We start from the raw sequence: 26,195 nt of genomic DNA on the forward strand, positions 1-26,195 counted from the left end.
ACAGTGTGATCGCCCATTGACATAGAGTGCGCTCTAGCTTGCCAAATACCCGTCCCAGATCACCTTTTTACTTGGAGACGGAAGATGCAAGCGAACAAGATGCTCATGCAATCTATCTTTTCAGAACTGGCCAAGGGCAACGGTCGGCCATTTGTGGACGCGATGGCCGACGACTTCTGTTGGACCTTCAAGAGCAACGGCGTTTGGCGCGGCAGCTACCGCGGAAAGCGGACGGTGCGCGAGGACTTGCTTGCTCCGCTGATGGCGCAATTTGCCGACCGCTACACCAATACTGCCCTGCGGCTCATCGCGGAGGGCGAGCACGTGGTGATCGAATGCCAGGGTCGCGTTACCACCAAGTCGGGGCAGCCGTACAACAACCAGTATTGCTACGTCTGCCGCATTGAGGGCGGACAACTCAAAGAACTGACCGAGTACATGGACACCGCGCTGGCCGAAGCGGTGCTGGCGCCGCCCGCGAGGCCGGGCACATGAGCGATGCAGGACTGCGCATTGGTGAGTTGGCGGCGCGCAGCAATCGCAGCGTTCATGCCATCCGCTGGTACGAGTCGCAAGGGCTGATGCCCGGTATCGCCCGCGACGCTGGCGGCCGGCGCGTCTACCACGCCATGCACCTCGGTTGGTTGGACCTGATGGATCGGCTGCGCCGCACCGGCATGTCAATCGCCGAAATGCGCGAGTACACCGCGCTCGTGCGCCAGGGCCGGGGGAGCCTGCGCCAGCGCAAGGAACTGCTGCAGGCCCACCGCGTGCGCGCCCAGGACACCATCGCGCAGTGGCTGCAGGCCTTGGAACTCATCGACGGCAAGATTGCGTTCTACGACGAGTGGCTGGCCACGGGCCAAGCCCCCGCGTTGTTGCCGCACCAAAGCCTCCCCGAGGCGCCGCCGGTTGCACCGCGTGCACCGAGGAAGCCGCGCAAATCTCGGTAGCGCTCCAGCGGGTGGACAGTCGCTCAGGTCCCGAAGTCGACAGGCGATTTGAACGTCCGCTTGCTTGATGCCGCAACTTCCGCTCACCGCGTGGTGCGGTCCTTCAATATCAAGAGAAGCTGACCATCTGGTCAGCGGCGCATCGCGACAAGAAGCTTCCACGCTCCGGGACCAAACTCGCGTTTGTGCCGCGCCGTGAGCTTGTGGGCGTTTGGACAGCAATTTGTGACGCAACGCCGATATGGTCGTACCATCCGGCCCTCGCATCCTCTAGAGGCCGCCATGCCCGACGACAACGCGAAGTTCGACAAGGAAGCCCTTTCCCTGATCGAGTCCCTCAAAGGCCGGCGCAAGCCAGCAAAACGCGCACCGCGGAAGGCGGCGGCCGCCCAAAGCGACAAGCCGTCGAAGCAGGCGCCAGTCGTCGTGGCCCGTCGGGCTACGGGCCGCTTCTGAGCGACGAGGCCGTGTCTCATCTGCGAGACTCCTTGTGCCAATGGGAGTCTTCAGTGTGTTGCTTCGTCGTCCGGCTGAATCAGGATACACACTGGTCGCCCGCAGGCCTGCGAAGATGCGCACCTGCGGCAGAGTCAAGGGGCAGTCCATGATGAATCTCGATGCGCTGGTCGAGCCCGACCGCGTCCACAAGACCGTCTACACCGATGCCGGGATCTTCGATGCCGAGATGGAGAAGATCTGGGAGCGCATCTGGGTCTATTGCGGCCATGAGTCTCAGGTGCCGAATCCCGGCGACTACTACGCCGTGACCATCGGCCGCCAGCCGATGTTCATGCTGCGGCAGGCCGACGGTTCGGTCCAGGTGCTTTACAACCGCTGCCCGCATCGGGGTGTGCAACTCGTGGGCAATCTGAAGGGCAACACGGGCCACAGCATCGTCTGCTCCTATCACGCGTGGAGCTTCCACCTGGACGGCAGCGTGCGTGCGATCCCGCTGGCCCAGGGCTATGAGGGCACGCGCATGACGCGCGACAACCCCGATTGCGGCGTGAAGCGCGCGGCGCGCGTGGAGAGCTATCGGGGCTTCGTCTTCGCCAGCCTCTCGGCCGACGGCCCTTCGTTGAAGGAGTTCCTCGGCGAGGCGCGCGTCGCCTTCGACGACATGTGCGACCGTTCGCCGGTCGGCGAGGTGGAAGTTGTGCCGATCTGCCATCGTGTGATCCAGCACTCGAACTGGAAGTTCTTCATGGAGAACCAGCTCGACGCGCTGCATCCCTCGGTCACGCACCAGTCGACCGGCATCGCAGCCGGACGCGTCGAGAAGCGGCTGAAGGCGCAGCAGGAGAAGGTACCGCTGTACTACCACTACCTCTCGGCCTTCGCGTCGAGCTTCGAGCAGTGGGACTCCGTGCAGACGATCAATTTCCCGCGCGGACACGGCATCCTGAAGGCCTACATGGGCCTGCGCCCGCAGGACCCTGACACGCTCGCGCACGAGGCGCTGCTGAAGCAGGCCTACGGTGAGCAACGCGCCGAGGAATACCTTTCGCGCAGCATCCATCACGTGCTGATCTATCCCTACCTGTCGGTGCAATCGCCTTTGCAGCAGTTGCGCTGCCTGCGGCCGATCTCGCCTGACAAGACGCTGTCGGAGATCTGGCACTTCCGCCTCAAGGGTGCGCCCGAGGCCATCTACCGCCGCAGCCTCTGGTACTACAACCTCGTGAACTCTCCAGCCACGATGATCAATGCCGACGACCTCGAGAACTGGACCAAGGGGCAGTGGGGCCTGCAGTCGAATGGCGGCGACTGGGTCAGCTTCCATCGCTACTTCGGCGACGACCGCGAGGAGGGCGGCGTGACCTATTCCAACCACGGCACTTCCGAAGCGGTGATGCGAAGCCAGTTTCGCGCCTGGTCGACCTACATGGCTTCATAGCGCAGGAGCACCGCCATGAGCCAGCAAGCATCCAACGGCCCGAGCGCCGCCATTCCGAGCGCCGGACCCGACTTCGAGCACCTGCTCGCCCAGGACGTGGTGATCGAGGCCGCGACCGGCGATGCGCCCACCGGCGCGCAGGTGATCGCGCCAGACCATTCGCCGCGCGCGCCGCAGTTCGGCGCTGCGCCTGCTGCTCAGGGCGTGCCGCGTGCCGGCTTGACCGTGGGCAACGACCTGCAGCGCGAGGTCGAGCAGTTGCTCTACCTGCAGGCCGAACTGCTCGACCGCAAGCTCTGGCAGGAGTGGATGGACCTGTTCGACGAACGCGGCATTTACTGGATGCCGGTCACGCTCGAGCAGACCGAGTGGGAGGGCTCGCCCTCGATCTTTGCCGAAGACAAGTTGATGATGGAGATCCGCAAGGGCCGCGTCTCGCACCCCAACGCATGGTCGCAGGCACCGATGTGGGAGACCAACCATATCGTCGGCAACGTCGCTATCGAGTCGGTGGACGGCGCGACGGTCCATGTGCGCTCGCGCTTCCATCTGATGGAGCTGCGCCGCGACACGGTGCGGCATTTTGGCGGTATCTACCGGCACACGCTGGCGCGCGACGCGGGTGGCGCGCTGCGCATCGTGCTGCAGCGGGTCGACCTCTTCAACGGGCAGGCGCCGTTCGACTACGTGCTGCAGATCTGGGTCTAGCCGCCATACCGTTCAGAGACCAAGCACCGGCTTGGCGCGCGCCGTTCCGGTCAAGGCGTTTGCGCCACTGACCCCGGGAGGGCGGATACTCGCCCGTTCCCATTTCGCTCGCTCCCACATCGTGTCCCGTCAGATTCCTCCCCTCAACCCACTGCGAGCGTTCGAGGTCGCCGCCCGGCACCTGAGCTTCACTCGCGCCGCAGAAGAGCTTTTCGTCACGCCCTCGGCCGTTAGCCACCAGGTCAAGACGCTGGAAGAGAACCTGGGCATCGCGCTGTTCGTGCGCGACGCCAAGGCGCTGTCGCTGACCGGCGCTGGCAAGGCCTACCTGCCGGGCGTGCAGGAAGCGTTCCGCCAGCTCATCTTCGCGACCTACCAGCTGCATCGCGAGCAGAGCGTGCCCGCGCTCAAGGTCAACCTGCCGCCCACCTTCGCGGTCAAGTGGCTGATCCCACGCATGGGGCGCTTCATGCAGTCGCATCCGGAAATCGACCTCAAGGTGTCGACCTCCAAGCACATGGTCGATTTCACGCGCGAGGACTTCGACCTGGCGGTGCGCTACGGGCGCGGCATCTATCCCGGTCTCCATGCCGAGCGATGCCTGCAGGTGGAAGTCTTCCCTGTGTGCAGTCCCGCGCTGCTGAGCGGGCCGAAGCCGCTCGCCGTGCTGGACGACCTGCGTCATCACACGCTGCTGCACGACGACAGCACCTATGACGATGTCAGCAATCCCAACTGGTCTACCTGGCTGGCCAACGCCGGCGTGGACGGCGTCGACACCACGCGCGGCCCGTCGTTCTGGCCCAGCCATCTGGTGATCGATGCGGCCATCGACGGGCTGGGCGTGGCGCTGGCGAAGAAGAGCTGGGTGCAGCAGGATCTCCTGAAAGGCCGGCTGGTGCGGCCGTTCCCCGATCTCAGCCTGCCGGTCGAGTTCTCGTACTTCATCGTCTACCCGCAGGATCGCGTGAGCGACCCGCGTATCGAGGCGTTCATGGCCTGGGTGCGCGAAGAGTTGGCGCGCGACGCCGAACCGGCCTCCCAGATCGGCGAGGCCTGAAGGGCTGGGCGCTACAGCCGATACAGACGTACCGCGTTGTCGTGCAGCAGGGCCCGTCGCTCGGCATCGGGCCGCCCGGCAATGGCTTCCCGAAACGCCGACAGGATCGTGTCGTAGCGCGACACCAGGCTGTCGACCGGGAAGTTGCTCGCGAACATGCAGCGGTGGGGTCCGAAGATGGCAATGGCGTCGCGCATCAGCGGCACGTTCTCCTGAGGCAGCCAGGGCCGACCTCGCTGGCCCAGACCGGAGATCTTCAGTGCGGTATTCGGTGCGGCCGCAAGCACCTCCAGGGCCTGCCGCCAACCGCGCAGGCCCTCGGAGCTGCGATCGACCGGCAGACCGGTGTGGTTGAGGATCAGGGGGGTCGACGGGAAATCGCAGGCGAGCGCTACCGCCTGGTCCAGGTGCCACCATGGCGCCTGCAGGTCGAAGGACAGCCCGTGTTGCGACAGCAGCGCGTAGCCGGCCCGCCAGCGCGGGTCGTCCATCGAGCCGGGCTGGCCCCGGCGCGCGTCCGATGGCGTGGTCGCCACCACGGGCTTGTTGCGGATGCCACGCACCAGGGCGAAACCGGCTTGCAAGGCCAGCACCTCGGCCGCGTCGTCGGCCGCCAGCCGCGCGTGCGCCACGAGAGCCGTCGGCCGCCCGGTGCGCGCGGCCAGCGCCGTGAGCCAGCGGGTCTCGTCCACCGGCGTGTCGCGCGCCCACTCGGCCTCGATATGGATCGTGCCCGCAGGCGCGCAGCCGGCGGTGTCGCGCGCCAGGTCGTCTGGCAGATAGTCGCGCTTCAGGGCGCTGTAGTCGCCATAGCGGAAATCTTGAACCTCCTCGCCCTGCAGCCAGGGGTAGGGGTTGGCCGCGAGATCCCAGAAGTGCTGGTGCGCGTCGATGAATGCGTCGTCGTCCGCCATGCTGCGTGGATTCAGGCTTCGGCCGACGCGACGCTGTCCACCTCGCCGAATGCGCCCGCTTCGCGCAGGGCCTCGAAGCGATCCGCGGGCACGCCGAGTTCGTCGAACACCTCGCGTGTGTGCTGGCCCAGCAGCGGCGCGGCACGGCGCACCTGTTGCGGCGTGCCGCGCAGCTTGACCGGGAAGCCCAGCGCCTTGACGGTCCCCTCCACCGGGTGCTCGATCTCCATCACCATCTCGCGTGCGCGCGCCTGCTCGCTGTCCAGCGCTTCCGCGTAGTCATTGATGGGGGCAGCGGGCACGCCCGCGGCCAGCAGCGCATCCACCCATTCCGCGGCGGGCCGTCGTGCGAACTCCGCCTCCAGCAACGGGATCAGCTCGGCGCGGTTGCGGATGCGCGCGACGTTGTCCGTGAAGCGCGGGTCGGCGGGCAACTCGGGCCGGCCGATCACACCGCACAGCGCCGTCCAGAGCTTGGGGTTGGCGGCGCCGATCACCATGTAGCGATCGGCCGCACGCACCGCCTGGTACGGCGCACTCATGCGGTTGGCACTGCCCAGCGGAGTCGGCACTTTGCCCGTGCCCCAGAACTCCGCCGTCTCCCAGATCGACAACCCGAGGGCGGTCTCGAACAGCGAAGCGTCGATGTACTGGCCGGTCCCGGTCTGGTCGCGCCCGATCACTGCGCTCAGGATGGCGTAGGCCGCGAACAGGCCCGCGCCGAGGTCGGCGAACGGTACGCTGGACTTCATCGGCGCGCCGCCGGGTTCCCCCATCACGCTCATCACGCCGCTGGTGGCCTGCGCAATCAGGTCGAGTCCGGGGCGCCGCGACCAGGGCCCCGTCTGGCCGAAGCCGGAAATGCTGGCGTACACCAGGCGGGGGTTGATGGCATGCAATGTCTCGAAGTCGATCTTCAGCCTTGCCGCCACGCCTGGGCGGTTGTTTTCCACCAGAACGTCGGCCTGGCGAACGAGTTCATAGAAGGCCTCCAGGCCCTGCGGATTCTTCAGGTCGATCTCGACGCTGCGCTTGTTGCGGTTGAGCGCGAGGAAGCCACCGCTGTCCTCGCCCTTGAGCCGGAAGCCCATGGCGCGGCGGGTCTGGTCGCCGACGCCCGGCGCCTCGACCTTGATGACATCGGCGCCCATGTCGCCTAGCAGCATGCAGCAGAAGGGCCCGGCCATGATCTGGCTGACATCAAGTACGCGGATGCGGGAGAGGGGGAGCGTCATGCAATGTTCCTTTTGGACGATGTCTTTGCGTGGGGCCGGCTCAGCGGCCGACGAAACCAGGGTGCGCCTTCTCGAGGAAGGCCTTGTAGCCGATGCGGAAGTCTTCGGTGTCGAAGCAGTCGTAGGCCTCGTCCAGTTCATTCGGGCTGAGCGCTGCCGGCTGCTCCAGCCGCTGCACGAATCGCTTGTGCCAACGCGCTACCAGCGGCGCGCCCCGCGCGATGCGCAGCGCCGCCGCGTAGCTTTCCTCGACGACTGCAGCGTCGTCCACCACACGATTGACCAGCCCCTTCTGCAGCGCCTCGCGAGCACCGAAGACGCGCCCTTCAAGCACGATTTCGAGCGCGGCGGCGCGTCCGGCCAGCGCGAGCAGGCCGCCCAGCTCTCCGTACGACATCACCAGACCCAGGCGATTGATCGGTGCGCCGAAGCGGCTCGATTCGCCGCAGATTCGCATGTCGCATACCGATGCCAGCTCGAGACCGCCGCCCACGCACGCGCCCTGGATCAGCGCGAGCGTGGGGTGGCGGCTGTTCGCCACCGCCTGCATGGCCCGGTGGGTCACCTGGCCATAGGCGCGTGCCTGCGTCTTGTCGAGCCGCGTGCGCGGGAACTCCTCGATGTCGGCGCCGGCCGAAAACGCGCGCTCTCCGGCGCCGCGCAGCACGATGCAGCGCACGTCGTCGTCCTGTTCGAGCGTTGCAAAGATGTCGCCCAGGCCCTGCCACATGCCCAGGTTCATGGCGTTCATTTTCTCGGGGCTATTGAGCGTGAGCGTGACGATGTGGCCGTCGCGTTCGACGATGATGGGTTGTGGCATGGCTCGGAAGAAGTCTCGGTTGGAAGGCGCCGCGGCGCGGAACGAGGCGAAGTTTAGGGAGCAGGCCCGTCCACTCCAAGCGAGAAAAACTGGGCGCGCCTTCAAGAAAAACTCGGGGTGCGATGCTGTGAGAAATTCTCGGCCGCCTTTCAAGTTATTCCACGTTGTCCCGTCGCGTGCCGCTTCCTACACTCGCTCCCGTTTCGTCTCGATCACGCCATGCGCCGGTCGAAGCGACGCCAGAACCCGGCGCCCCGCGCCACACAAGGGACTTCAGGAGACATCATGCAAAGACGCCATTTCCTCGCGGCCGCAGGCTGTGCCGCAGTACATCTCGCGGGCCATGCGCAGGCATTGCCCGCCAGCCCCATCCGCATCGTCGTCGGCTTTCCCCCGGGCGGCGGCACCGACGTCGTCACGCGCGTGATCGCGCAGAAGCTCGGCGTGCTCTGGAAACAGACCGTGGTGGTCGAGAACAAGGCGGGCGCCGCGGGCGTGATCGCCGCCGAGTACGTCGCCAAGCAGCCAGCCGATGGCACGACGCTGCTGATGACCAATTTCAGCAACCATGCGGTGGCCCCGAGCCTCTACCCCAACATCGGCTACGTGGTCGAGCGTGACTTCACGCCGATCATGCTGGTGGGCGTCGCGCCCAGCTTGCTGGTGTGCCGTCCCGACCAGGCGGCGCGCACCGTGCGTGCGCTGGTCGAGCGCTGCCGTGCGCAGCCTGGCGCCGTGACCTTCGGCTCCGCCGGGCCCGGTTCGGCGCAGCATTTGTCACTGGAGATGTTCAAGCTGCGTGCGGACATTCAAGCGCTGCACGTGCCTTACCGCGGTTCGGCCCCGATGATCACCGACCTGCTCGGCGGGCAGATCGACTACAGCTTCGAGACCATGACTTCGGCCACCCCGCACGTCGCGAGCGGGAAGCTCGTGGCCATTGCCCAGCCGCGGCCGCGCCGCGCCGCCGCGCATCCGGGCGTGCCCACGCTGGCCGAGTTGGGCTACCCCGGCTTCGACGCCAGCACCTGGTACGGCCTGGCGGGCCCCGGCAAGATGCCGCCGGCGCTGGTGCAGCGCATGAACGAGGACTTCAACAAGGTCCTCGCCATGCCCGATGTCGCCGAAAAGCTGCTGGCCTACGGCGCCGAGGACGGCGGCGGCAGCGCGGGGCAGTTCGCTTCCTTTATTGCGAGCGAGAAGGACAAGTGGGCCAAGGTGATCCACGACGCGAAGGTGACCGTCTGATGTCCATGCTCCACGTTTCCTCCGAAGAAACCTTGCCCGAGGACGCCGCGGGCGCGACGCTGGTCGGACGCGCCTGGCTGCCCGGCGTCGAAGGCGGCCCCTGTGTGGTCGCGCTGCGCGACGGACAGTTGCACGACATCACCGCTCATGCGCCCACCACGGCGGCGCTTCTCGCGAGGCCCGACCGCCTGGATGTGGCCCGGCGCGCGCCCGGCACGCCGCTGGGGACGCTGGCCGACTGGCTGCGCAGCACCTGCGAGCATGGACCGGACCCGGCGCGCCGCCATCTGCTCGCGCCTTGCGACCTGCAGGTCGTCAAGGCCGCCGGCGTCACCTTCGTGGCCAGCATGCTGGAGCGCGTGATCGAAGAGCAGGCGCGAGGCGATGCCTCCCGCGCGCATGCGATCCGCGAGTCCATGACCGCCGTCATCGGCAGCAACCTGGCCGCTGTGAAGCCCGGGTCGCCCGAGGCGCGGGAACTCAAGGGCGTGCTCGCCGCGCAGGGCCTGTGGTCGCAGTATCTCGAAGTGGGCATCGGACCGGATGCCGAGGTCTTCACGAAGGCAACGCCGCTGTCGTCCGTCGGCACCGGCGTGCCGGTCGGCCTGCATCCCGGATCCGACTGGAACAACCCCGAGCCGGAGGTGGTGCTCGCGGTGACGGCCGATGGCGAAATCGTCGGAGCCTCCCTGGGCAACGACGTCAACTTGCGTGACTTCGAAGGGCGCAGTGCGCTGCTGCTGGGCAAGGCCAAGGACAACAACGCCTCGTGCGCGATCGGGCCGTTCATACGCCTCTTCGACGCGGAATTCACGCTCGCGGACGTGGAGCAGGCGGTGGTGACGCTAGAGGTGCGCGGCGAAGACGGCTTCACGCTCGCGGGCAGCAGTTCCATGGCGCGCATCAGCCGCTCGCCGGCCGAGATGGTCGGGCATGCGATGGGCGCGCACCACCAGTATCCGGACGGGATCCTGCTGTTCTGCGGCACCATGTTCGCGCCCACCGACGACCGGGGGGCGCCCGGTGCCGGCTTCACGCATCACGATGGCGACCGCGTCGCGATCCGCAGCGCACGCCTCGGTGGCCTCGTCAACTCGGTGGGTCGCAGCGACCGCCTGTCGCCGTGGCGCTTCGGCATCGGCGCGCTGATGGGCAATCTCGCCGCGCGTGGCCTGCTGGGTCCGGCGCCGGTGACCACCGCTGAGCTGCCGCACGATCTTTCCCTCGCGACCCTTCCCCGACACGCTTGAACATGTCACTGCCTCGCATTGGATTCATCGGCATCGGCCTCATGGGCGAAGCCATGACACGAAGACTTCTGGACCTCGGCCATGCCGTGACCGTCTGGAACCGCGAGCCCGAGCGGCTCGACCTCGTCGTGCCTCACGGCGCGGTGGCGGCCGCGTCGCCGGCAGAGGTTGCCGGTGCCAGCGACATCGTGCTGCTGTGCGTGCTCGACCGTCAGGCGGTCGAGGCCTGTGTGTTCGGCCCATCCGGCGTGGCGACTTCCGCAGCGGCGCGCGACCGGCTGCTGGTGGACATGTCGACCATCGAGCCCGCCGCCGCGCGGGCGCTGGCCGAACGTGCCGCGAGCGAAGCCGGCCTGCGCTGGATCGATGCGCCGGTTTCAGGCGGACCGGCCGCCGCGCGCGACGGCACGCTCACGATCATGGCCGGAGGTGCGGCGCAAGACATGGCGCAGGCGCACGACGTGCTGGCTGCGCTCGGCGCCCATGTCACGCACATGGGCGACGTCGGCGCCGGCCAGACTGCCAAGATGATCAACCAGGCCATCGTCGGCGCCGGCTTCGCCCTGATGAGCGAAGTCGCACTGCTGGCTGAAGCCTCCGGCATCGACGCCGCGCGCCTTCCGGATTGCCTGGCGGGCGGCTTGGCCGACAGCGTATTGCTGCAGAAGTTATTTCCGCGCATTCACGCGCGCCAGTTCGATCCGCCGATCGGCTATGCGCGCCAGCTCTTGAAAGACCTGCAGGCCGTCACCGCCTTCGCGAACGACGTGGACTGCGAGCTGCCGCTCGTGCAGGCCGCAACGCAACGCTATGACGCCTACGTGGCGGGCGGCGGCGCGCTGGCCGATTCGGCTTCCCTCATCCGTCTCTATGAGTCGGCCCGCAACACTGCATCGAAAAAAACGTCGTCGTGACCGTCATCACCAGCATCGAGGATCTGCGCGTACTCGCGCGCCAGCGTGTGCCGCGCATGTTCTACGACTACGTGGATGTCGGCTCGTGGACCGAAAGCACCTACCGCGCCAATGAGCAGGACTTCCAGAAGATCCTGCTACGCCAGCGCGTGGCAGTGAACCTCGCGCAGCGCAGCACGCGCGCCACCATGCTGGGACACGACGTGGCGATGCCGGTGGCCATTGCACCCACGGGCCTCACGGGCATGCAGCACGCCGATGGCGAGATCCTGGCGGCGCGGGCGGCGCGGCGTTTCGGCGTGCCCTTCACGCTCTCGACCGTCAGTATCTGCTCGATCGAGGACGTGGCCGAAGGCACCGGCGGCCATCCGTTCTGGTTTCAGTTGTACGTGATGCGCGACCGCGACTTCGTGACGCGCCTGATCGAACGGGCCAAGGCGGCGAACTGCTCGGCACTGGTGCTCACGCTCGACCTGCAGATCAGCGGACAGCGCCACAAGGACCTGAAGAACGGACTCTCGGCGCCGCCGCGCCTGACGCTGCTGAACCTCCTGAACATGGCCGGCAAGCCGCGATGGTGCGCGGGCATGCTGGGCACACGGCGCCACACCTTCGGCAACATCATCGGCCACGTGAAGGGCGTCGACAACATGACGTCGCTCGCCGAGTGGAGTTCGCAGCAGTACGACCCGGCGCTGAGCTGGGAAGACGTGGCCTGGATCCGCCGCCTGTGGGACCGCAAGCTGGTGCTCAAGGGTATCCAGGACGTCGAGGACGCGAAGCTGGCCGCCGCCTCGGGCGCCGATGCGCTCATCGTGTCGAACCACGGCGGGCGGCAGCTCGATGGCGCACCGTCGTCGATCCGCGCGTTGCCGGCGATCGTCGATGCCGTGGGTGACCGCATCGAAGTGCACATGGACGGCGGCATCCGCTCGGGCCAGGATGTCCTGAAGGCCGTCGCGCTGGGTGCGAAGGGCACCTACATCGGACGCTCCATGCTCTATGGGCTGGGTGCGATGGGCGAGGCCGGCGTAACTCGTGCGCTGGAGATCATCCACAAGGAACTGGACCTCACGATGGCGTTCTGCGGCCATACCGACATCCGCGACGTCGATGCCGGGGTGCTGTTGCCCGCGAGCTTCTGAGCTCCAACTTTTCTTCCCTTTCCTGAAACCAACGACCTCGATTCGAGGCACCCCGGAGACAACGTCATGCAATTCCGTTCCCGCACCCTTCGACTCGCGCTGAGCGCTGCCGCTCTCACGCTGGCGGCCATGCCGTCGCTCGCCGAGCCGTCCGGCTATCCGCAACGCGCCATCGAACTGGTGGTGCCGTACCAGGCGGGCGGTGGCGCCGACGTGATGGCGCGCGCCTTCGCCACGGCCGCCGTGAAGCATCTCCCGCAGAGCGTCGTCGTGGTCAACAAGCCCGGCGCGGCCGGCGTGGTGGGCTGGATGGACGTCATCAAGGCCAAGCCCGATGGCTACAAGGTGGCGCTCACCACGGTGGAAATCACTTTCCTGCACTACCTGGGACTGGCCAAGTTCGACCAGCACGAGCTCAGGCCCATCGCCAAGCTGAACGCAGACCCGGCGGTGGTCGTCGTGCGCGGCGACGCGCCCTACAACACCATCGAGGAGTTCCTCGCCCAGGCGCGCAAGCCCGATGCCAATGTGCGCATCGGCAACGCGGGGCAGGGTTCGATGTGGCACCTGGCCTCGGCCGCGCTGGCCGAGAAGGGCAACGCGAAGTTCAACTACATCCCGTTCCCGGGCGGCGCCCCCGCCATCCTGGCGCTGCTCGGCGGACACATCGACGCCGTCATCGCCAGTGCACCCGAGGTGGCGCCGAACGTGCTCGCGGGCAAGCTCAAGGCGCTGGGCGTGATGTCGGAGAAGCGCCTGAAGGTGTTCGAGAAGGTGCCGACCCTGCGTGAGCGCAACATGGACCTCGTGCTCGGCACGTGGCGCGGCCTGGCCGTGCCGAAGAACACGCCCGATGACGTGGTGAACGTGCTCAAGGTCGCTGCCGCCAAGTCCATGCAGGAACCTTCGCTGCGCGAGATCATGGAGAAGCAGTACTTCACGACCGACACGTACGAGGACGCGGCCACCTTCGAGGCCAGCATGGCGCGTGAAAGCGCGGCCATCAAGGCGATCGCCGCCAAGATCGACCTGCAGAACTGAAGCGCGAGTGTCCATGCTTCAATCCATCGACGCGCGGACTGGCGCGCCCTTCGGCGAGCCGTGGGCCGGATCGGACGCCGACGGCATCGACGCGGCCGTGGCCGCGGCCCAATCGGCGGCAGACGTCTTCGCCGCCGCGCCGGCCGCGCTGCGCGCCCGGCTGCTCCGCCAGATCGCGACTGCCCTGGAGGCCCAGCGCGCATCGTTGGTGCCGTTGGCCGACCGCGAGACCGGTCTGGGGTCGGTCCGCCTGGAGGGCGAACTCGACCGCGCTGCGTTCCAGTTGCGTGAATTCGCCGTGCTCCTGGAGACGGGTGGTGCGAATTTCGTGCTCGACCAGCCGCCTGTGGCAGGCCCGCCGCCGACTGGGCGGCCACGCATGACGCGCGTCCGCGTGCCACTCGGACCGGTTGCTGTGTTCGCGGCCAGCAACTTCCCGTTCGCCTTCTCCGTCGCGGGGGGCGACACCGCGTCGGCCCTCGCGGCTGGCTGCCCAGTGGTCGCCAAGGGGCATCCCGCCCATCCGGGCCTGTGTGTCCAGGTGGCGGCACTGGTAGCCGATGCGGTCGCGCGCTGCGGGCTGCCCGCCGGTGTCTTCCAGTTCGTTCAGGGTGCTGCGGTCGAGGTGGGCGAACGCCTGGTGCAGGCGCCATCGATCGACGCCGTGGCCTTCACCGGCTCGTTCAGGGGCGGCACCGCGCTGGCACGTCTCGCGGCGGCGCGGCCGCGACCGATTCCGTTCTACGGCGAACTGGGTTCGGTGAACCCGGTGGTCGTCATGCCACGGGCACTCGCTAACGATGCGCCGGCAAAGGCGGCGCTGCTTGGCGGGTCGATTTGCCAGGGCGCGGGGCAGTTCTGCACGAGTCCCGGCGTGATCGTGGTCTTCCGGGACGAGGCGGGCGATGCCTTCGTGACCGCATTGGCCGAGGACCTGCGCCAGCGCGAGACGCACGGCATGCTGAGCGAAGGCATCCGCGCGAATTTCGAGCGCGGCGTGGCCGCGTGGCGCCAGCACGATCGGCTCGAGGTGCGCGTGGATGCTGAATCCGCAAGCGTTTCCGGCGCACTTCGTCCGTTCCTGGCCGAGATCGCGGCCAGCGATTTCGTGGCCGACCGCGCCCTGCATGAAGAGGTGTTCGGTGCCGCCGCGCTCGTGGTGCGGGTCGATACGGCGGAAGAGGCCATCGCCGTGCTTCGTGCGATCGGTGGGTCACTCACCGTCACGCTGTGGGGCTTGCCGGCGGACTTGGCCACACCGGACGCGGCCGAGGTCGCCGTCGTGCGTGCCGCAATGAAGATTGCGGGACGCGTGCTGTTCGCGGGCGTTCCGACGGGTGTGGCCGTCTGCGCGGCCCAGCACCATGGCGGCCCATTCCCCGCTTCGACCGCTCCCTTCACCACCTCGGTCGGCCAGGCTTCGATGGAGCGGTTCCTGCGCCCGCAGGTGCTGCAGGATGCGCCGGAATGGTTGCTTGAGCGGGACCGCGTGCTGGTCTGAGCAACAGCGAACTTCTTGGCGGGATCGCCGCCGCGTCAAGCAGGCGCGCCAGGCGTTTGACAGCCTGGCGTCCTGAGGCCGAAGACCGCCGGTCGCAAGCGGCCGGCGTGTCGCGTCACTTCGTGACGTCGACGTCGCGCGTCTCTGGCAGCAGCGCCATCGCGATCAGGCTGATCACGCTGGTCGCGACGATGTACCAGGCCGGCGAGACCGGGTCGCCGGTGACCGCCATGAGCCAGGTGACGACCAGTTGCGTCGTACCGCCGAACACCGTGGCCGCGATGGCGTAGACCAGCGACAGCGTCGTGCTGCGGATGGCGATGGGGATCAGTTCCGGCACGACGACCAGGCTGGCGGCGCCGCTCATCGCGGTCAGCAGGGCCAGCACGCCGACGACGACGAACAGTGTCCCCGCGGTGGGTGCGCTATGCAGCCAGACGAGCATCGGCACGATCGCGATCGCCAACGCCACGCGCGGCAGCAGCATCATCGCCTTGCGGCCGTGACGGTCGCACAGCCAGCCTGCGAGCAGCGCGCCGCCGAAGGTCAGCAAGCCGGCCAGCAGCACCGAGCTCTGCGCAACCGCAGGCGGCAGCTTCAGCGCCTTGATCGCGTAGGTGGCCATGAAGTTGCCGAACTGGCTGGACACCACGGTGGCCATCATCATCAGCACGCCCAGCACGACCCAGCGCCGCTGTTGGCCGAAGACCTTGCCCACGATCTGAGCGGTGGATGCGCCTTCGTGATGGCCCAATGTCTCGGGCAGGCTGCGGCGGATGTAGACCGCGATCGGCACCAGCACCAGGCTGAACAGGAACGGCAGCCGCCAGCCCCAGGAGGCCAGATCCTGCGGCGACAACGAGCTGGAGACGATCACGCCGAACAGTCCGCCGACAGCGACCGCCAAGCCCTGGCTGGCGAGCTGCCAGCTGGTGTAGAAGGCGCGCTTTCCGGGCGGCGCCATCTCCAGCAGAAGCGCGGTCGCGGGTCCGACCTCTCCGCCCAGCGCCAGCCCCTGCAGCAGCCGGCAGACGACGACGATGATCGGCGCCGCGATGCCGATCGTCGCGTAGCCGGGCGTAGCCGCGATGCCCAGCGTGCCCACCGTGATCAGCACCACGGTCAGGATCAGCGCCGGCTTGCGCCCGACGCGGTCGGCGAAGGCGCCGATCAGCACGCTGCCCAGTGGGCGGGTGAAGAAGCCGACCCCGAAGGTGGCCACCGATACCAGCAGCGAGCCGAACTCGCCGGCGACCGGGAAGAAGGTCTGGCCGATGTAGATCGCGAAATACGCATAGAGCACGAAGTCGTAGAACTCCAGCGCGTTGCCGGCGATCGCGGCAGCGACCGCCTTGCGCGAGATCGTCGGTTGCATCGGCGCAGTGTCGGCGCGCGGCAGCGCCGGGGGAAGGAGGCTGCCGGCCGAGCCGGCGGTCGAGGTGGTCATGAGGGAGGCTCCGGTAAGTGAGTGGCGGGTCGAGGGGACAAAGGGAACGCCGTGCGGTGGCGTCAGACCGGCACGCGCTGCAGGCCGGTCAGCGCCTGAACGAAGGCCTCGCGGCCCTGGCGCCAGACGGCTGCCTTCCAGTCCGCGGCATCGGGATAGAACGCGGCCTTGAGCGCGGCGCGCGCGGCGGCAGTACGGTTGGCGTCGGCTGCGCGCCTCCAGGTCCAGTGCTCGGCGCGCAACGCCTGCTGTACCTCCTCGGCTGGCCAGGTGCCAAACTCCAGGCAAATGTTGGTGTGCTGGGCCTGCGGGCATTCGTCGAACTGCGCGAACTGCACCGGCCCGGTCATCGGCACGCTGGACGAAGTGCCGGTGTGCACCGAGGTCAGTTCGCCCCACCAGCGCTGCGCGCGCTCGAGGATGTTCGTGTCCTGATCGGGCGACGCGAAGATGCGCTCGCCGTGGCCGTAAGGGCCCAGCCCGGTGTGGATGTCGATCGAGCCGATCTGCCGGCACTCGCGGCCGTGGCGGCGCAGGATCGCGCGCAGCGCGCGGTTGCTCCAGGTCGGCGCCTGGCCGCCGAAGAACATGCCGTCGGCGTAGGTGTACTGGCCCAGCGAGACGGCGCGCTGCATGCCCTTGGGCCCCACGCGCTCGGCGTAAGCCGCCAGCGCCGCCGCGTCCGCTGGCGTCGGCGGCCAGGCCTCGGGCAGCAGCAGGTCGTGAATCTCGCCATACGCGGCGTTGACCGGCAGCGGCGCGTCGAAGTCAATGCAGTTGCGGTTCAGATCCACGTTCTCCTGGGTCACGCGGCGCGAGTGCGAGAAGCCCCAGGGATTGACCGCGTGGATGTACAGGACCGCGGTGTCGCGCATCCGCTTGCCGGCGGCTTGCTCGGGCGGGCCCAGTTCCAGCAGGCCGGTCTGCACCGCGGAGCCGCAGTAGCCCTCGACGCCATGCACGCCACTGATCACGATCAGCAGCCGTGCCGCATCGGCGGGGCCGTCGCGCACGACATCGATCGCGAGTTCCTCGCCATCGGCGCCGGCCAGGTCCAGCACGGTCGATTCGACGACCAGGTCGCGCCGGCAGGCGGCATCTCGGAATCGCTGCCGCGCCTGCGCGTAGCTGGAGGAGAAGAGGGCGGCTGCATCGGCGATGTCGGTCGGCGCGTGGGACTCGGGCGTCGGGCGGCTGGGCGTGAGCGTGGCGAATGCGTTCATGGGGATGACGAGGTGATTGGGTGTCGGAAGATGGAGTTGCAGGAATCAGGCGGCCAGCCGCCGCGCACGGCGCACGTGGCAGGCCTTGCCGAAGGCCGCGAAGATCGCGTGCGCCAGCGGGCTGTCGCCGACTCGCATCTCCGGGTGCCACTGCACCGCGAGCGTGAAGCCGGGCGCGTCGGCGACCGTGAAGGCCTCGACCAGGCCGTCCGGAGCGATCGCCTCGATGCGCAGGCCCGGTGCGAGCCGGTCCACGCCTTGGTGATGCAGCGAGTTCACCTTCGCGTGCGTCGCACCGGCCAGCCTCGCCAGCAGGCCGCCAGGCGTGAGCGCGACCTCGTGCGCATCGTCGTACCAGCGCTCGATGGGGCGATCGTGGTCGCCTTCGCGATGGTCCAGCCGGCCTTTTTGCGCGTGCACCGCGCGCTCCAGCGTGCCGCCGAACGCGACGTTGAATTCCTGGAAGCCGCGGCACACCGCGAGCACGGGCACGCCGGCGGCCACCAGCGCCGGCAGCAGCGGCAGCACGGTGTCGTCGCGGTCGGGGTCGGTCAGCGTGGTCGGCGGCAGCGGTTCGGCGCCGTAGCGCTGGGCCTGCACGTTCGTCGGCCCGCCAGTCAGCACCACGCCGTCGACCGCGGCGATCAGCGAGGCGGCATCGATCGCCGCGCCGGCGGCCGGCAGCAACAGCGGCAGCGCGCCGGCGGCCTGGTGCACCGCGCGCAGGTAGCTATCGAACGCCTGATGGATCGCGTGGCCGTGGAATTCACCGCGGTCGGCAGTGATCGCGACGACGGGGCGGACGGCGGCGGGTGGCAAGTGCAAGTTCATCGATCGGCCTTACTGAGGGTTCAGGCATCGCTGTGATGCCACTCCCGCCAATGTAGGAAGTAGCATCAAATGCGTAAAGTGCATTTAAGTTGTCTCCATCCTGCAGTTAATGCATGATGACCAGTCACTACGCCAGAGCCGAATGAACACCCGCCAGCTGCGCCATTTGCTCGCCGTCATCGAGACGGGCTCGGTCAGCGCGGCCGCGGACCGGGTCCACCTGAGCCAGCCGGCGCTGTCGCGCAGCCTGCAGGCACTCGAGGACGAGTTGCGCGCGCCACTGTTCGACCGCCGCGAGCGCCGCCTGGTGCCCACGCCGTTCGCGCAGGCCTACCTCGCCCGCGCGCGCCGCATCGTGTTCGAGGAGGCTGAAGGCGCCCGCGAACTGTCGCTGATGCACTCCGGCCGCGCCGGATCTCTGGCGCTGGGCATGGGTTCGGCGCTGGCGCGCGGCCTGCTCGGACGGCTGTTGGTCGAGTTGATGGCGGGTGCGCCGGGGCTGAGACTGCGCACGCTGATCGAGACCACCGACCGCCTGCTCGACGCGCTGCGCAACGAGACGCTGGACTTCTTCATCGGCGACGTACGTGCCGCTGATACCGACATCGAACTGCAGGTCGAGCCGCTGTACACCTGTCGCTTCGGCTGGTTTGCGCGCCAGGGCCATCCGCTGCAGAGACGGCGCGCACTGGCCATTGCCGACGTGCTGCGCCATCCGTTGATCGCACCCGGCTTTATCGGGCCGGAGGACGAGCGCCGCTTCCTACGCCGCTACGGTTTGACCGGCTCGATGCTCGACCGCTTCACGCTGCAGTGCGCCGACGGCAGCACGGTGAGCCAGGTCATGTTGGCGACCGACGCCGTGATGCCGGCGATCGAGCTGACGATGCTGGAGGAACTGCGCGCCGGCACCGTGATTGCGTTGGATGTGCAGCCGGCGCTGGATGCCGAACTGGTACTGGGCATCGTGCAGCGCGCCGGCCGAACCCTGGCTCCGGCGGCGGCGCGGGCGTTCGATTTCGTGCGGCAGTATCTGGTCGGGCTGGAGGCCGAAGCGGCGCCGGCTGACGGGGCTGCCCGCTGAACAAGCGTAGCGCCGCGCCCGGCCATGACGGGCCGACCCGATCCGCAGCCGACATTGAGGCGATGACGGTCAACGTCAGGAAAGGGCCCCTGGGCGGACCTCGGTAGGCGGCGAAAGCGGACGTTCGGGACGCATGACGGCGGTCCTTTCAAATAGTTTTCCAACTGGAGAACTGTTGCGGTATAGTTTGCCACATGGAAAACTATTCTCCAGTGCTCAACAACGTGTTCCACGCACTGGCCGACCCTACCCGACGGTCAGTGATTGCGAGGCTCGGCAACGGCTCTGCGTCAATCAAGGACCTTGCAGAACCCTTCGGTTTGGGCCTGCCTTCGTTCCTGAAGCACATCAAGGTTCTCGAAGGCAGCGGCCTCATCGCATCCGAGAAAGTAGGCCGGGTGCGAACCTGCAGACTAAGACGTGAGAACTTGACCGCTGCCGAACAGTGGTTCGAGCAACAACGCGCGGCCTGGCAAAGCCGTTACGAAAATCTCGATAGCCTATTAACTACCCTGAAAGGTGAAGAAGGTGAAAGTTGACGTCCAATTTGATTTCCTTGTTGACAAGGAAAAAAACACCATCACGACAAAAAGAACGTTTGCTGCCAAACGGCAACTGGTTTGGGACTGCTACACCAAAAGCGAACTGCTTGACCGGTGGTTTGCGCCTAAACCATTAACCACGAAAACCAAGTTCATGGATTTCCGTGAAGGCGGGTATTGGCACTACGCGATGGTTGAGCCCAATGGCCAGGAATACTGGGGCCGCATGGACTACCAGACAATTCAACCGATCGACAGCTACACCTCGCTGGACGGCTTTTGCGATGACACCGGTGCGCTGAACCCCGCGCTTCCCAGATCCAAATGGAACGTCACCTTCTCGGACGCCGGGACGCATACCCTTGTGGAGACGGTGGTTTCCTACGCGTCGGCTGAAGCACTCCAACAAGTCATGCAGATGGGATTGAAGGAAGGCCTGACCTCGACTTTGGAGCGTCTTGACGAACTTCTTCTGGACCTCAACTGAGCATTGAAATACCCGACTCCGATGCCCAAGCCAAAACACAATCCCAAGGTGGATGCGTATGCCGAAAAGGCCGAAGACTTTGCCAAACCCATCTTCGCCCATCTACGCGCGCTCATCCACGCAACGTGCCCGGAGGTCGTCGAGGAGGTCAAATGGGGGAATCCGCATTTCGACTACAAGGGCCACATGATGTGCATTTTTGCCGCTTACACGGCACACTGCTCTTTCACGTTCTATAAGGATGCACTGATGGGCGATGCGCGTCTCAAGGCCAACGATAGTGTCCCGGCCGCGAAGCGTTTCATGGGTAAACTGACCAGTGCTGCTGATTTGCCACCGGACCAGGAGCTGAAATCCTGGATCAAGGAAGCCATGGCCCTCAATGAGCAAGGCCTGAAACTCCCGGCACGAAAATCCAGCACGCCCAAAGAAGTCGGAATGCCTGCGGAATTTTCTGAAAAGCTCCAGATCAACCCGGGAGTTAAAAGCATCTTCGACAGCAAATCGGCATCATTTCAAAAGGAATACAAGCTCTGGATTGGTGAAGCGAAGACTGCGGCAACACGCGACAAGCGCATCGAGGAGGCACTGTCCTGGATCGCGGAGGGGAAGGGACGGTTTTGGAAATATGCCAAGTAGTGACAGTCCGCTCTCAGGCGTGGCCGAAGCATCGCGCGTCGATGCTTGAGCGCCCGTGAATGCCGCTCGCTCGGATCAACGTCCCGAAAAGCGTGCGGGCCGCCGTTCGACAAAGTGCGCCACGCCCTCGGTGAAGTCTTCGCTGCGGATGCTCTCGACCATCTCCGCATTGGCAAGGGCCACAGCCGCGCCGAGCGACTGATAGGGCGCTTCCCAGAGTTGTTGCTTCATCACCCGCACCGAGCGCGGCGAAACCTCGGCAGAAAGCGTCTTGGCCAGGGCATGCGCCTCGGCGAGCAATTGATCCGCCGCGACGACGCGATTCACCAGGCCCATGCCGAACGCCTCCTGCGCGTCGATCTTGCGAGATGTGAGCAACAGGTCTGTGGCATGGGCATGGCCGACGATGCGCGGCAGCATCCAGGCGATGCCGTGCTCGGCGATCAGGCCGCGCTTTGCGAAGGCCGTGGCAAAGACGGCTTTGTCCGAGGCAATTCTGAAATCGCTGTAGAGGGCCATTACCAGGCCGAGCCCGGCGGCGGCGCCGTTGATCGCGCAAATCACGGGCTTGGGGGCCGCGGGAAAGTAAGAGTATCGCGTCTGGTAATCGGCCCTTCGATTCATGTCGAACGGGCGCATCCATTCCTCCGCGCGAATGTCCTCAGGCGGCAGCACCTCCAGTTCTTCCATGTCCATGCCCGCGCAGAAGGCGCGACCTGCGCCGGTTAGAACGATGGCGCGCACGCTCTCGTCCCGACCAGCCTGCTCAACGGCCGTGCGCAGTTCTGACTCCAGAATCTTTGTCAGCGCGTTCATGCGCTCGGGCCGATTGAGGGTGATCGTCGCGATGGGTCCTTCGACCGTGTAGAAAAGTTGTTTGAAAGTCATGGTCAGTGGCTCAGTGGATGGAGTTCTCGAGGAAGGCGGCGGGCAATTGGATCGACACCGGTTCGAGGAACTCCTCGATTCCGAAGCGCCCGTTCTCGCGGCCAATGCCTGATTTCTTGAATCCGCCGAAAGGAGCGGCGGGATTGAAAGGGGCGCCATTGATGTCGACCTGCCCAGCGCGCAGGCGGCGGGCGACGGCAAGGGTCGCTGGAGTGACGGGGCCCCAGACCGTGCCCGCGAGGCCGTAGTCGGTGCCATTGGCCAACGCGATACCGTCCTCTACTTCGTCATAGGCGAGCAATGCGAGCACCGGACCGAAGACTTCGTCCCGTGCCACCGCCATCTCGGGCGTCACATCGGCCAGCACGGTGGGCGGTACGAAAAAGCCATGTGACGGTATTGCGGCCGGGCCACCGAGCAGCCGTGCGCCCGCGGCCAGCGCCTCCGCAATCAGGCCTTCGACTTTGCGTTGCTGCGCCTTGGAGATCAGGGGGCCAAGGCGCGTCGCGCTATCCGCAGGGTCGCCCATGCGGTAGGCGGAGAGCAGATCAATGATTGCGGCTTCGGCGGCGCCAAGCAAGGGCCTCGGCACCAGCAGTCGTGTGGTCGCCGAACAGGTCTGGCCGGAGTTGAGCATGCAGCCTGCCAGCGTGGCCCTGACCGCGGCCGCCAGATCGGCGCCGGGGAGCACCAGCGCCGCAGATTTTCCACCGAGTTCGAGAGCAACACGCTTGATGCCATCGCCGGCGATTGCCGCTATGTGGCGCCCCGCGCGGGTGGATCCCGTGAAAGACACCATGTCCACATCCGGGTGCCGCACCAGTGCCTCGCCGACCTCCGAACCGATACCGTGGACCAGGTTGAACACGCCTGCCGGAAGGCCAGCCTCAAGCACGGCGTCGGCGAGCAGAAAGGCGCTGCTGGGAGCCAGTTCGGACGGCTTGAGAACGACCGTGCAACCGGCCAGCAACGCAGGAGCGATCTTTCCGGTGATCTGGTGCAGGGGATAGTTCCACGGCGTGATGCATGCCACCACGCCGGTCGGCACTTGCCGCACCAGCGAATGGCCAACGCGCGAGTCCCATTCGAAGTCGGCGGCGAGGTCGGCGTACATGTCCCAGGCGGCGATGGGCGCGCCGACCTGAATCCGGGCAGCCAACTTGCGCGGCATGCCGACCTCCCGGGAAATGGCGGTGGTCAGTGCCTCGGCTTTTTCGTGCAGAGCGGCGGCGACACGGCGTACTGCCGCGACGCGCTCGGCCAGTGGTGTGGCGGCCCAGCCTTCGAACGCTCGGCGCGCGGCGACCACTGCTTCATCGACGTCAAGCACCGAGGCGCTGCGATAAGAAGCGAACGTTTCCTCGGTAAAACTGTCGACGACAGGCAGATCCTTCTCCCCATGGGCGGGAGTCATGACGCCATCGATGAAAAGGTGATTGAAAGGGGTCATCTTGGGTCAGTCCTTGGACAGGTTTGAAATCTTGGAAGCGTCCCGCCTTGCGATGAACTCGCGCATGACGCGCTGCGGTTCCCCGGTGGAATAGCACTCGAGCTGATAGCGGATGCCGGCGCTGCACGCATCGTCAAATCCTGGTTGCGTGCGTTCGCGGAAGCGTTGCTTGGTCGTGCGCAGAGCGGCACCGGGCAGGGCGGCCAGCGCCCGCGCACGCTCCAGCGCGCGCGGCAAGACCTGGTCAGGTGCGACCAGGTCATTGACCAGGCCAAGCGCATGCGCGCGCTCGCCGCTGATCAGCTCACCTGTCAGGGAGAGTTGCTGGTTGAGCGAATGGCCGATCTGCAGCGACATCAGGTAGGAGCCCACGATGCTCGCGAGTCCCGCCTTGACTTCGGGCTGCCCCATGCGCAGCGTGGGGTGCGCCACGCGGAGATCGCACATCAGTGCGAGTTGGAAACCCGCACCGACTGCGGTGCCATTGAGCGCTGCGACGATTGGTTTGGACACGTCGCGCACCGCCTGGTACATGGCGTGCTGGCGGTTGAGCCAAGCCGCCAGCGTGTCGGTGCTGATCGTCGCTGACTCGTCCAGATCCTGGCCGCCGCAAAAGGCGCGTTCACCTCGGCCGGTAAGTACGATGGCCTGAACCTGCGGGTCGGCGTCGAGAGCGTAGAGGTGGTCGCTGAGTGCGGCGCGCAAGGACGCATTCACTGCGTTCATCACGGAAGGCCGGTTGAGCCAAACCACCGCCGTGCCATCTTGCATCTCGACCAATGCAGTGTCAGTGCCCTGCATGCGAGCCTCCCCGGCGTTCGATGACCGCGTCGACCGCCCAGCCGCCTTGGCCTGCGTCGCCAACGATCAGAGGATTCAGGTCGATCGACGCGATGCCCTGCGGGTGTGCCGCCGCCAGCGCGCCGAGCGCGACCGCTGTGCGGGCCACGACATGCAGGTCCATTGGCGCCTCGCCGCGTACGCCTTCAAGAATCGGGGCGATGCGCAGCCGGCGCAGCTTGGTGATCACGTCGGATTCGGAGAAGGGGTGAAGCAACACGACGAAATCGCGTACAGCTTCGACGTACTTGCCGCCGTCGCTGACCATGACGACGGTTCCGAACAGCGGATCCTGCCGGACGCCCAGTGCAAATTCGCGACGCCCTCGAACCCTTTGCGCGACGATCACACCGTCCATCGAGAGACCCATCGCGGCGACACGTTCGGAGCATGCGGTCCACGCGTCGACCACTTGGTCTGCGGTATGCACGTCGATGAAGACCAGCCCATGTTCCGACTTGTGGGGGATCTGCGCAGAACAGGCCTTCACCACGACCTGCGGCCCCAAGGCTTCCCATGCAGCGGTGGCCTCGTCGGCATTGCGGCACAGTCTGTACGGCACGGTATGAACGCCTGCGGCGGCCAGCAAGTCGAGGCTGTCGGCTTCGCTCAGCAACGGTGCGTCGCCAACCGGCAGTGCAGGTGCCTGCGTTGCAGTGGTTTCCAGCAGATTGCGTTCAGCTGCCTGCTCCAACAGCATTCCGTGACGACTCCACTGATGGAGCGCGTTGATGGCGTCCGTCTCATGCGAAAACACCGGAACGCCTGCTGCCCGGAAGGCCTGCCGTACCGAGGCCTGCGGCGCGGAAACCACCGTCGGCTTGTTTCGCATGGTGGCGAAACGCGCCGTGTCGCGCGCCATGCCTGGGACGTCGTAACCCTCGCCTGCCACTGGCACGCCGATCAGAAACATGTCGGCCTGCGGGTCGGCCGCCAGTGCGCCCAGCGTGTCGGCATACATGCCACCCTGCGTCATCAGAGAGGCTGTGAGGTCGACGGGATTCTGTGCAGTCGCGAAGCTCGGCATGATGCCGGCGAGGGCGTCGATGACCGGACGGCTCAGCTCTGCAAGTGGAAAGTCCAGCGATTCGGCTGCATCGGCACACAAGACGCCGACAGCGCCGCTATGGCTCATGACGACCAGATGCTCGGCGACTCGGGGCGGGGCGCTCAGATACAGCTCGACGGCGTTGACGAGTCCCAGGACGTCGTTGGCACGCCAGATGCCATGGCGCTCCAGAAAGGCGTCGACCACCACGTCGTCGTTGACGATGGCACCGGTGTGCGACGCGGCAGCCTTGGCGCCGTGTGCACTGCGGCCCGACTTGAGCGCGACCACGGCCGCTCCGCGCGCCGAGGCGAGGCGAGCGACCTCCGCCAGCATGGCCGGATCGTTCAGCGATTCGATGTACATCAGCACAACGCGGATCTCGGGATCGGCGGCAGCCGCCGACGCGAGTTCGCACACCGAGGCGTCGGCATCATTGCCCGACGCAACCAGATAGCGCACGCCCACGCCTCTCTCTCGCAGCATCGCGTAGGGCATCACGCTCGCCGCGCCGCTCTGGCTAATGATCGCGACCGGGCCGTCCTGCGGCGCGATCTCCATGAACATGGTGCTGAAGTTCATCACCGCGCCGGTCTGGAAGTTGGCCACGCCCTGGGCGTTCGGTCCGACCAGGCGGATGCCGAGACGTCGAGCCTGGGCCACGAGTTCCCGCTGCCGGGCGAGCCCCTCCGCGCCCGTTTCGCCGAAGCCAGAACTCATCACGATCGCTGTGCCGACACCACGCGCTGCGCATTGATCGATCACGCCGGCGACCGCGTCCTGGCCGACCGCGACAATCGCTACGTCGGGTGTCTCCGGTGTCGCCGCGAGCGAGGGGTATGCAGCAATGCCCTGAATCGTCGACCGCTTGGGATTGATCGGATAGACCGCCCCCTGGAAGCCGAAGCGTTGCAGATAGTGCAGCGGCCGGCCGCCGACTTTGTTGCGGTCTTCGGTCGCGCCGACAACGGCGATGCGACCAGGCGCGAAGGCTCGTTGAAGCCGTGGATCAAGAAGGTGTGTCATGGTG

General features: G+C 66.6%; 26 protein-coding genes. 16 read left to right on the forward strand and 10 right to left on the reverse strand.

The features are described from left to right. Positions 1 to 84: 84 nt before the first annotated feature. The 6 genes from QTH90_RS26960 (at position 85) to QTH90_RS26985 (ending at position 4,618) form a co-directional block, all read left to right on the forward strand. Positions 85 to 495, forward strand: a complete 411-nt coding sequence (locus QTH90_RS26960) for a nuclear transport factor 2 family protein (protein WP_286667652.1) — start codon at positions 85 to 87, stop codon at positions 493 to 495. After that, positions 492 to 953, forward strand: a complete 462-nt coding sequence (locus QTH90_RS26965; protein WP_286667653.1) for a MerR family transcriptional regulator — start codon at positions 492 to 494, stop codon at positions 951 to 953. The genes QTH90_RS26960 and QTH90_RS26965 overlap by 4 nt, the downstream gene beginning before the upstream one ends. Before the next feature lie 282 nt (positions 954 to 1,235). Further along, positions 1,236 to 1,409: a hypothetical protein gene (locus QTH90_RS26970; protein ID WP_286667654.1), complete on the forward strand. Its 174-nt coding sequence runs from the start codon at positions 1,236 to 1,238 to the stop codon at positions 1,407 to 1,409. A gap of 148 nt (positions 1,410 to 1,557) precedes the next feature. Continuing rightward, on the forward strand, positions 1,558 to 2,850 hold the full coding sequence (locus QTH90_RS26975) for an aromatic ring-hydroxylating oxygenase subunit alpha (protein WP_286667655.1): 1,293 nt from the start codon (positions 1,558 to 1,560) through the stop codon (positions 2,848 to 2,850). Between the two features lie 15 nt (positions 2,851 to 2,865). Next, complete coding sequence (locus QTH90_RS26980) at positions 2,866 to 3,558, forward strand: aromatic-ring-hydroxylating dioxygenase subunit beta (protein WP_286667656.1); 693 nt, start codon at positions 2,866 to 2,868, stop codon at positions 3,556 to 3,558. A gap of 121 nt (positions 3,559 to 3,679) precedes the next feature. After that, positions 3,680 to 4,618: a transcriptional regulator GcvA gene (locus QTH90_RS26985; RefSeq protein WP_286667657.1), complete on the forward strand. Its 939-nt coding sequence runs from the start codon at positions 3,680 to 3,682 to the stop codon at positions 4,616 to 4,618. 11 nt (positions 4,619 to 4,629) lie between these two features. Here the strand turns inward: QTH90_RS26985 and QTH90_RS26990 are convergent, their stop codons facing one another. From QTH90_RS26990 to QTH90_RS27000, 3 genes are read right to left on the reverse strand one after another with little or no spacing between them, the layout of a single operon-like run. Further along, a complete protein-coding gene (locus QTH90_RS26990) occupies positions 4,630 to 5,532 on the reverse strand; it encodes an amidohydrolase family protein (protein WP_286667658.1) in 903 nt (300 codons plus the stop codon). A gap of 11 nt (positions 5,533 to 5,543) precedes the next feature. Continuing rightward, complete coding sequence (locus tag QTH90_RS26995; protein WP_286667659.1) at positions 5,544 to 6,767, reverse strand: CaiB/BaiF CoA transferase family protein; 1,224 nt, start codon at positions 6,765 to 6,767, stop codon at positions 5,544 to 5,546. Between the two features lie 40 nt (positions 6,768 to 6,807). Then, a complete protein-coding gene (locus tag QTH90_RS27000) occupies positions 6,808 to 7,587 on the reverse strand; it encodes an enoyl-CoA hydratase/isomerase family protein (protein ID WP_286667661.1) in 780 nt (259 codons plus the stop codon). Positions 7,588 to 7,872: 285 nt separating this feature from the next. Here QTH90_RS27000 and QTH90_RS27005 point away from each other — a divergent pair, with 285 nt between their 5' ends. From QTH90_RS27005 to QTH90_RS27030, 6 genes are all read left to right on the forward strand, one after another. After that, on the forward strand, positions 7,873 to 8,835 hold the full coding sequence (locus tag QTH90_RS27005; protein ID WP_286667662.1) for a Bug family tripartite tricarboxylate transporter substrate binding protein: 963 nt from the start codon (positions 7,873 to 7,875) through the stop codon (positions 8,833 to 8,835). Next, positions 8,835 to 10,085, forward strand: coding sequence for a fumarylacetoacetate hydrolase family protein (locus tag QTH90_RS27010; protein WP_286667663.1), 1,251 nt, complete (start codon positions 8,835 to 8,837; stop codon positions 10,083 to 10,085). The genes QTH90_RS27005 and QTH90_RS27010 overlap by 1 nt, the downstream gene beginning before the upstream one ends. 2 nt (positions 10,086 to 10,087) lie before the next feature. After that, positions 10,088 to 10,999: an NAD(P)-dependent oxidoreductase gene (locus QTH90_RS27015; protein ID WP_286667664.1), complete on the forward strand. Its 912-nt coding sequence runs from the start codon at positions 10,088 to 10,090 to the stop codon at positions 10,997 to 10,999. Beyond that, positions 10,996 to 12,144 carry an alpha-hydroxy acid oxidase gene (locus QTH90_RS27020; protein WP_286667665.1) on the forward strand — a complete coding sequence of 383 codons (1,149 nt, stop codon included), beginning with the start codon at positions 10,996 to 10,998 and terminating at the stop codon, positions 12,142 to 12,144. Before QTH90_RS27015 ends, QTH90_RS27020 begins: the two co-directional genes overlap by 4 nt. Before the next feature lie 66 nt (positions 12,145 to 12,210). Next, positions 12,211 to 13,185, forward strand: a complete 975-nt coding sequence (locus QTH90_RS27025; RefSeq protein WP_286667666.1) for a tripartite tricarboxylate transporter substrate binding protein — start codon at positions 12,211 to 12,213, stop codon at positions 13,183 to 13,185. Positions 13,186 to 13,198: 13 nt separating this feature from the next. Beyond that, entirely contained in the window at positions 13,199 to 14,686 is a 1,488-nt protein-coding gene (locus QTH90_RS27030; protein ID WP_286667667.1) for an aldehyde dehydrogenase family protein, read from the forward strand. A 115-nt stretch (positions 14,687 to 14,801) separates the two neighbouring features. Here the strand turns inward: QTH90_RS27030 and QTH90_RS27035 are convergent, their stop codons facing one another. The 3 genes from QTH90_RS27035 to QTH90_RS27045 form a co-directional block, all read right to left on the reverse strand. Then, positions 14,802 to 16,133: an MFS transporter gene (locus QTH90_RS27035; RefSeq protein WP_286667668.1), complete on the reverse strand. Its 1,332-nt coding sequence runs from the start codon at positions 16,131 to 16,133 to the stop codon at positions 14,802 to 14,804. Positions 16,134 to 16,195: 62 nt separating this feature from the next. Continuing rightward, a complete protein-coding gene (locus QTH90_RS27040) occupies positions 16,196 to 17,293 on the reverse strand; it encodes a M14 family metallopeptidase (RefSeq protein ID WP_444814772.1) in 1,098 nt (365 codons plus the stop codon). Positions 17,294 to 17,401: 108 nt separating this feature from the next. Then, on the reverse strand, positions 17,402 to 18,187 hold the full coding sequence (locus tag QTH90_RS27045) for a gamma-glutamyl-gamma-aminobutyrate hydrolase family protein (RefSeq protein WP_286667670.1): 786 nt from the start codon (positions 18,185 to 18,187) through the stop codon (positions 17,402 to 17,404). A gap of 142 nt (positions 18,188 to 18,329) precedes the next feature. Between QTH90_RS27045 and QTH90_RS27050 the strand changes: the two genes are divergently transcribed. The 4 genes from QTH90_RS27050 to QTH90_RS27065 all read left to right on the forward strand — a co-directional run bounded on the left by QTH90_RS27050 (position 18,330) and on the right by QTH90_RS27065 (position 20,939). Then, the gene (locus tag QTH90_RS27050) at positions 18,330 to 19,271 is read left to right on the forward strand and encodes a LysR family transcriptional regulator (RefSeq protein ID WP_286667671.1); all 942 of its coding nucleotides are present in this window, start codon (positions 18,330 to 18,332) and stop codon (positions 19,269 to 19,271) included. A gap of 194 nt (positions 19,272 to 19,465) precedes the next feature. After that, positions 19,466 to 19,810 carry an ArsR/SmtB family transcription factor gene (locus QTH90_RS27055; protein WP_286667672.1) on the forward strand — a complete coding sequence of 115 codons (345 nt, stop codon included), beginning with the start codon at positions 19,466 to 19,468 and terminating at the stop codon, positions 19,808 to 19,810. Further along, the gene (locus QTH90_RS27060; RefSeq protein ID WP_286667673.1) at positions 19,800 to 20,300 is read left to right on the forward strand and encodes an SRPBCC family protein; all 501 of its coding nucleotides are present in this window, start codon (positions 19,800 to 19,802) and stop codon (positions 20,298 to 20,300) included. The genes QTH90_RS27055 and QTH90_RS27060 overlap by 11 nt, the downstream gene beginning before the upstream one ends. Before the next feature lie 21 nt (positions 20,301 to 20,321). After that, entirely contained in the window at positions 20,322 to 20,939 is a 618-nt protein-coding gene (locus QTH90_RS27065; RefSeq protein WP_286667674.1) for a DUF1801 domain-containing protein, read from the forward strand. A gap of 75 nt (positions 20,940 to 21,014) precedes the next feature. On the opposite strand, the gene QTH90_RS27070 is transcribed toward QTH90_RS27065, so the two are convergent. Genes QTH90_RS27070 through QTH90_RS27085 form a run of 4 tightly spaced genes read right to left on the reverse strand, consistent with a single transcriptional unit; the run spans position 21,015 to position 26,191 of the window. Beyond that, entirely contained in the window at positions 21,015 to 21,827 is an 813-nt protein-coding gene (locus QTH90_RS27070) for an enoyl-CoA hydratase (RefSeq protein WP_286667675.1), read from the reverse strand. Between the two features lie 10 nt (positions 21,828 to 21,837). Then, positions 21,838 to 23,277, reverse strand: a complete 1,440-nt coding sequence (locus QTH90_RS27075; RefSeq protein ID WP_286667676.1) for an aldehyde dehydrogenase family protein — start codon at positions 23,275 to 23,277, stop codon at positions 21,838 to 21,840. A gap of 6 nt (positions 23,278 to 23,283) precedes the next feature. Then, the gene (locus QTH90_RS27080; protein ID WP_286667677.1) at positions 23,284 to 24,078 is read right to left on the reverse strand and encodes an enoyl-CoA hydratase/isomerase family protein; all 795 of its coding nucleotides are present in this window, start codon (positions 24,076 to 24,078) and stop codon (positions 23,284 to 23,286) included. Continuing rightward, complete coding sequence (locus QTH90_RS27085) at positions 24,065 to 26,191, reverse strand: acetate--CoA ligase family protein (protein ID WP_286667678.1); 2,127 nt, start codon at positions 26,189 to 26,191, stop codon at positions 24,065 to 24,067. The genes QTH90_RS27080 and QTH90_RS27085 overlap by 14 nt, the downstream gene beginning before the upstream one ends. Positions 26,192 to 26,195 lie beyond the last annotated feature (4 nt).

Origin of the sequence: Variovorax flavidus, from assembly GCF_030317145.1 — a bacterium.
Classification (GTDB): Bacteria; Pseudomonadota; Gammaproteobacteria; order Burkholderiales; family Burkholderiaceae_C; genus Variovorax; species Variovorax flavidus.

Coding starts and splice junctions, on each gene's coding strand:
- QTH90_RS27055 (WP_286667672.1), top strand. CDS start 19,466: ATGGAAAACTATTCTCCAGTGCTCAACAACGTGTTCCACGCACTGGCC.
- QTH90_RS27030 (WP_286667667.1), top strand. CDS start 13,199: ATGCTTCAATCCATCGACGCGCGGACTGGCGCGCCCTTCGGCGAGCCG.
- QTH90_RS26975 (WP_286667655.1), top strand. CDS start 1,558: ATGATGAATCTCGATGCGCTGGTCGAGCCCGACCGCGTCCACAAGACC.
- QTH90_RS27070 (WP_286667675.1), bottom strand. CDS start 21,827: ATGACTTTCAAACAACTTTTCTACACGGTCGAAGGACCCATCGCGACG.
- QTH90_RS26980 (WP_286667656.1), top strand. CDS start 2,866: ATGAGCCAGCAAGCATCCAACGGCCCGAGCGCCGCCATTCCGAGCGCC.
- QTH90_RS27015 (WP_286667664.1), top strand. CDS start 10,088: ATGTCACTGCCTCGCATTGGATTCATCGGCATCGGCCTCATGGGCGAA.
- QTH90_RS27000 (WP_286667661.1), bottom strand. CDS start 7,587: ATGCCACAACCCATCATCGTCGAACGCGACGGCCACATCGTCACGCTC.
- QTH90_RS26960 (WP_286667652.1), top strand. CDS start 85: ATGCAAGCGAACAAGATGCTCATGCAATCTATCTTTTCAGAACTGGCC.
- QTH90_RS27005 (WP_286667662.1), top strand. CDS start 7,873: ATGCAAAGACGCCATTTCCTCGCGGCCGCAGGCTGTGCCGCAGTACAT.
- QTH90_RS27085 (WP_286667678.1), bottom strand. CDS start 26,191: ATGACACACCTTCTTGATCCACGGCTTCAACGAGCCTTCGCGCCTGGT.
- QTH90_RS26965 (WP_286667653.1), top strand. CDS start 492: ATGAGCGATGCAGGACTGCGCATTGGTGAGTTGGCGGCGCGCAGCAAT.
- QTH90_RS27080 (WP_286667677.1), bottom strand. CDS start 24,078: ATGCAGGGCACTGACACTGCATTGGTCGAGATGCAAGATGGCACGGCG.
- QTH90_RS27045 (WP_286667670.1), bottom strand. CDS start 18,187: ATGAACTTGCACTTGCCACCCGCCGCCGTCCGCCCCGTCGTCGCGATC.
- QTH90_RS26970 (WP_286667654.1), top strand. CDS start 1,236: ATGCCCGACGACAACGCGAAGTTCGACAAGGAAGCCCTTTCCCTGATC.
- QTH90_RS26995 (WP_286667659.1), bottom strand. CDS start 6,767: ATGACGCTCCCCCTCTCCCGCATCCGCGTACTTGATGTCAGCCAGATC.
- QTH90_RS27050 (WP_286667671.1), top strand. CDS start 18,330: ATGAACACCCGCCAGCTGCGCCATTTGCTCGCCGTCATCGAGACGGGC.
- QTH90_RS27010 (WP_286667663.1), top strand. CDS start 8,835: ATGTCCATGCTCCACGTTTCCTCCGAAGAAACCTTGCCCGAGGACGCC.
- QTH90_RS26990 (WP_286667658.1), bottom strand. CDS start 5,532: ATGGCGGACGACGACGCATTCATCGACGCGCACCAGCACTTCTGGGAT.
- QTH90_RS27025 (WP_286667666.1), top strand. CDS start 12,211: ATGCAATTCCGTTCCCGCACCCTTCGACTCGCGCTGAGCGCTGCCGCT.
- QTH90_RS27075 (WP_286667676.1), bottom strand. CDS start 23,277: ATGACCCCTTTCAATCACCTTTTCATCGATGGCGTCATGACTCCCGCC.
- QTH90_RS27035 (WP_286667668.1), bottom strand. CDS start 16,133: ATGACCACCTCGACCGCCGGCTCGGCCGGCAGCCTCCTTCCCCCGGCG.
- QTH90_RS27065 (WP_286667674.1), top strand. CDS start 20,322: ATGCCCAAGCCAAAACACAATCCCAAGGTGGATGCGTATGCCGAAAAG.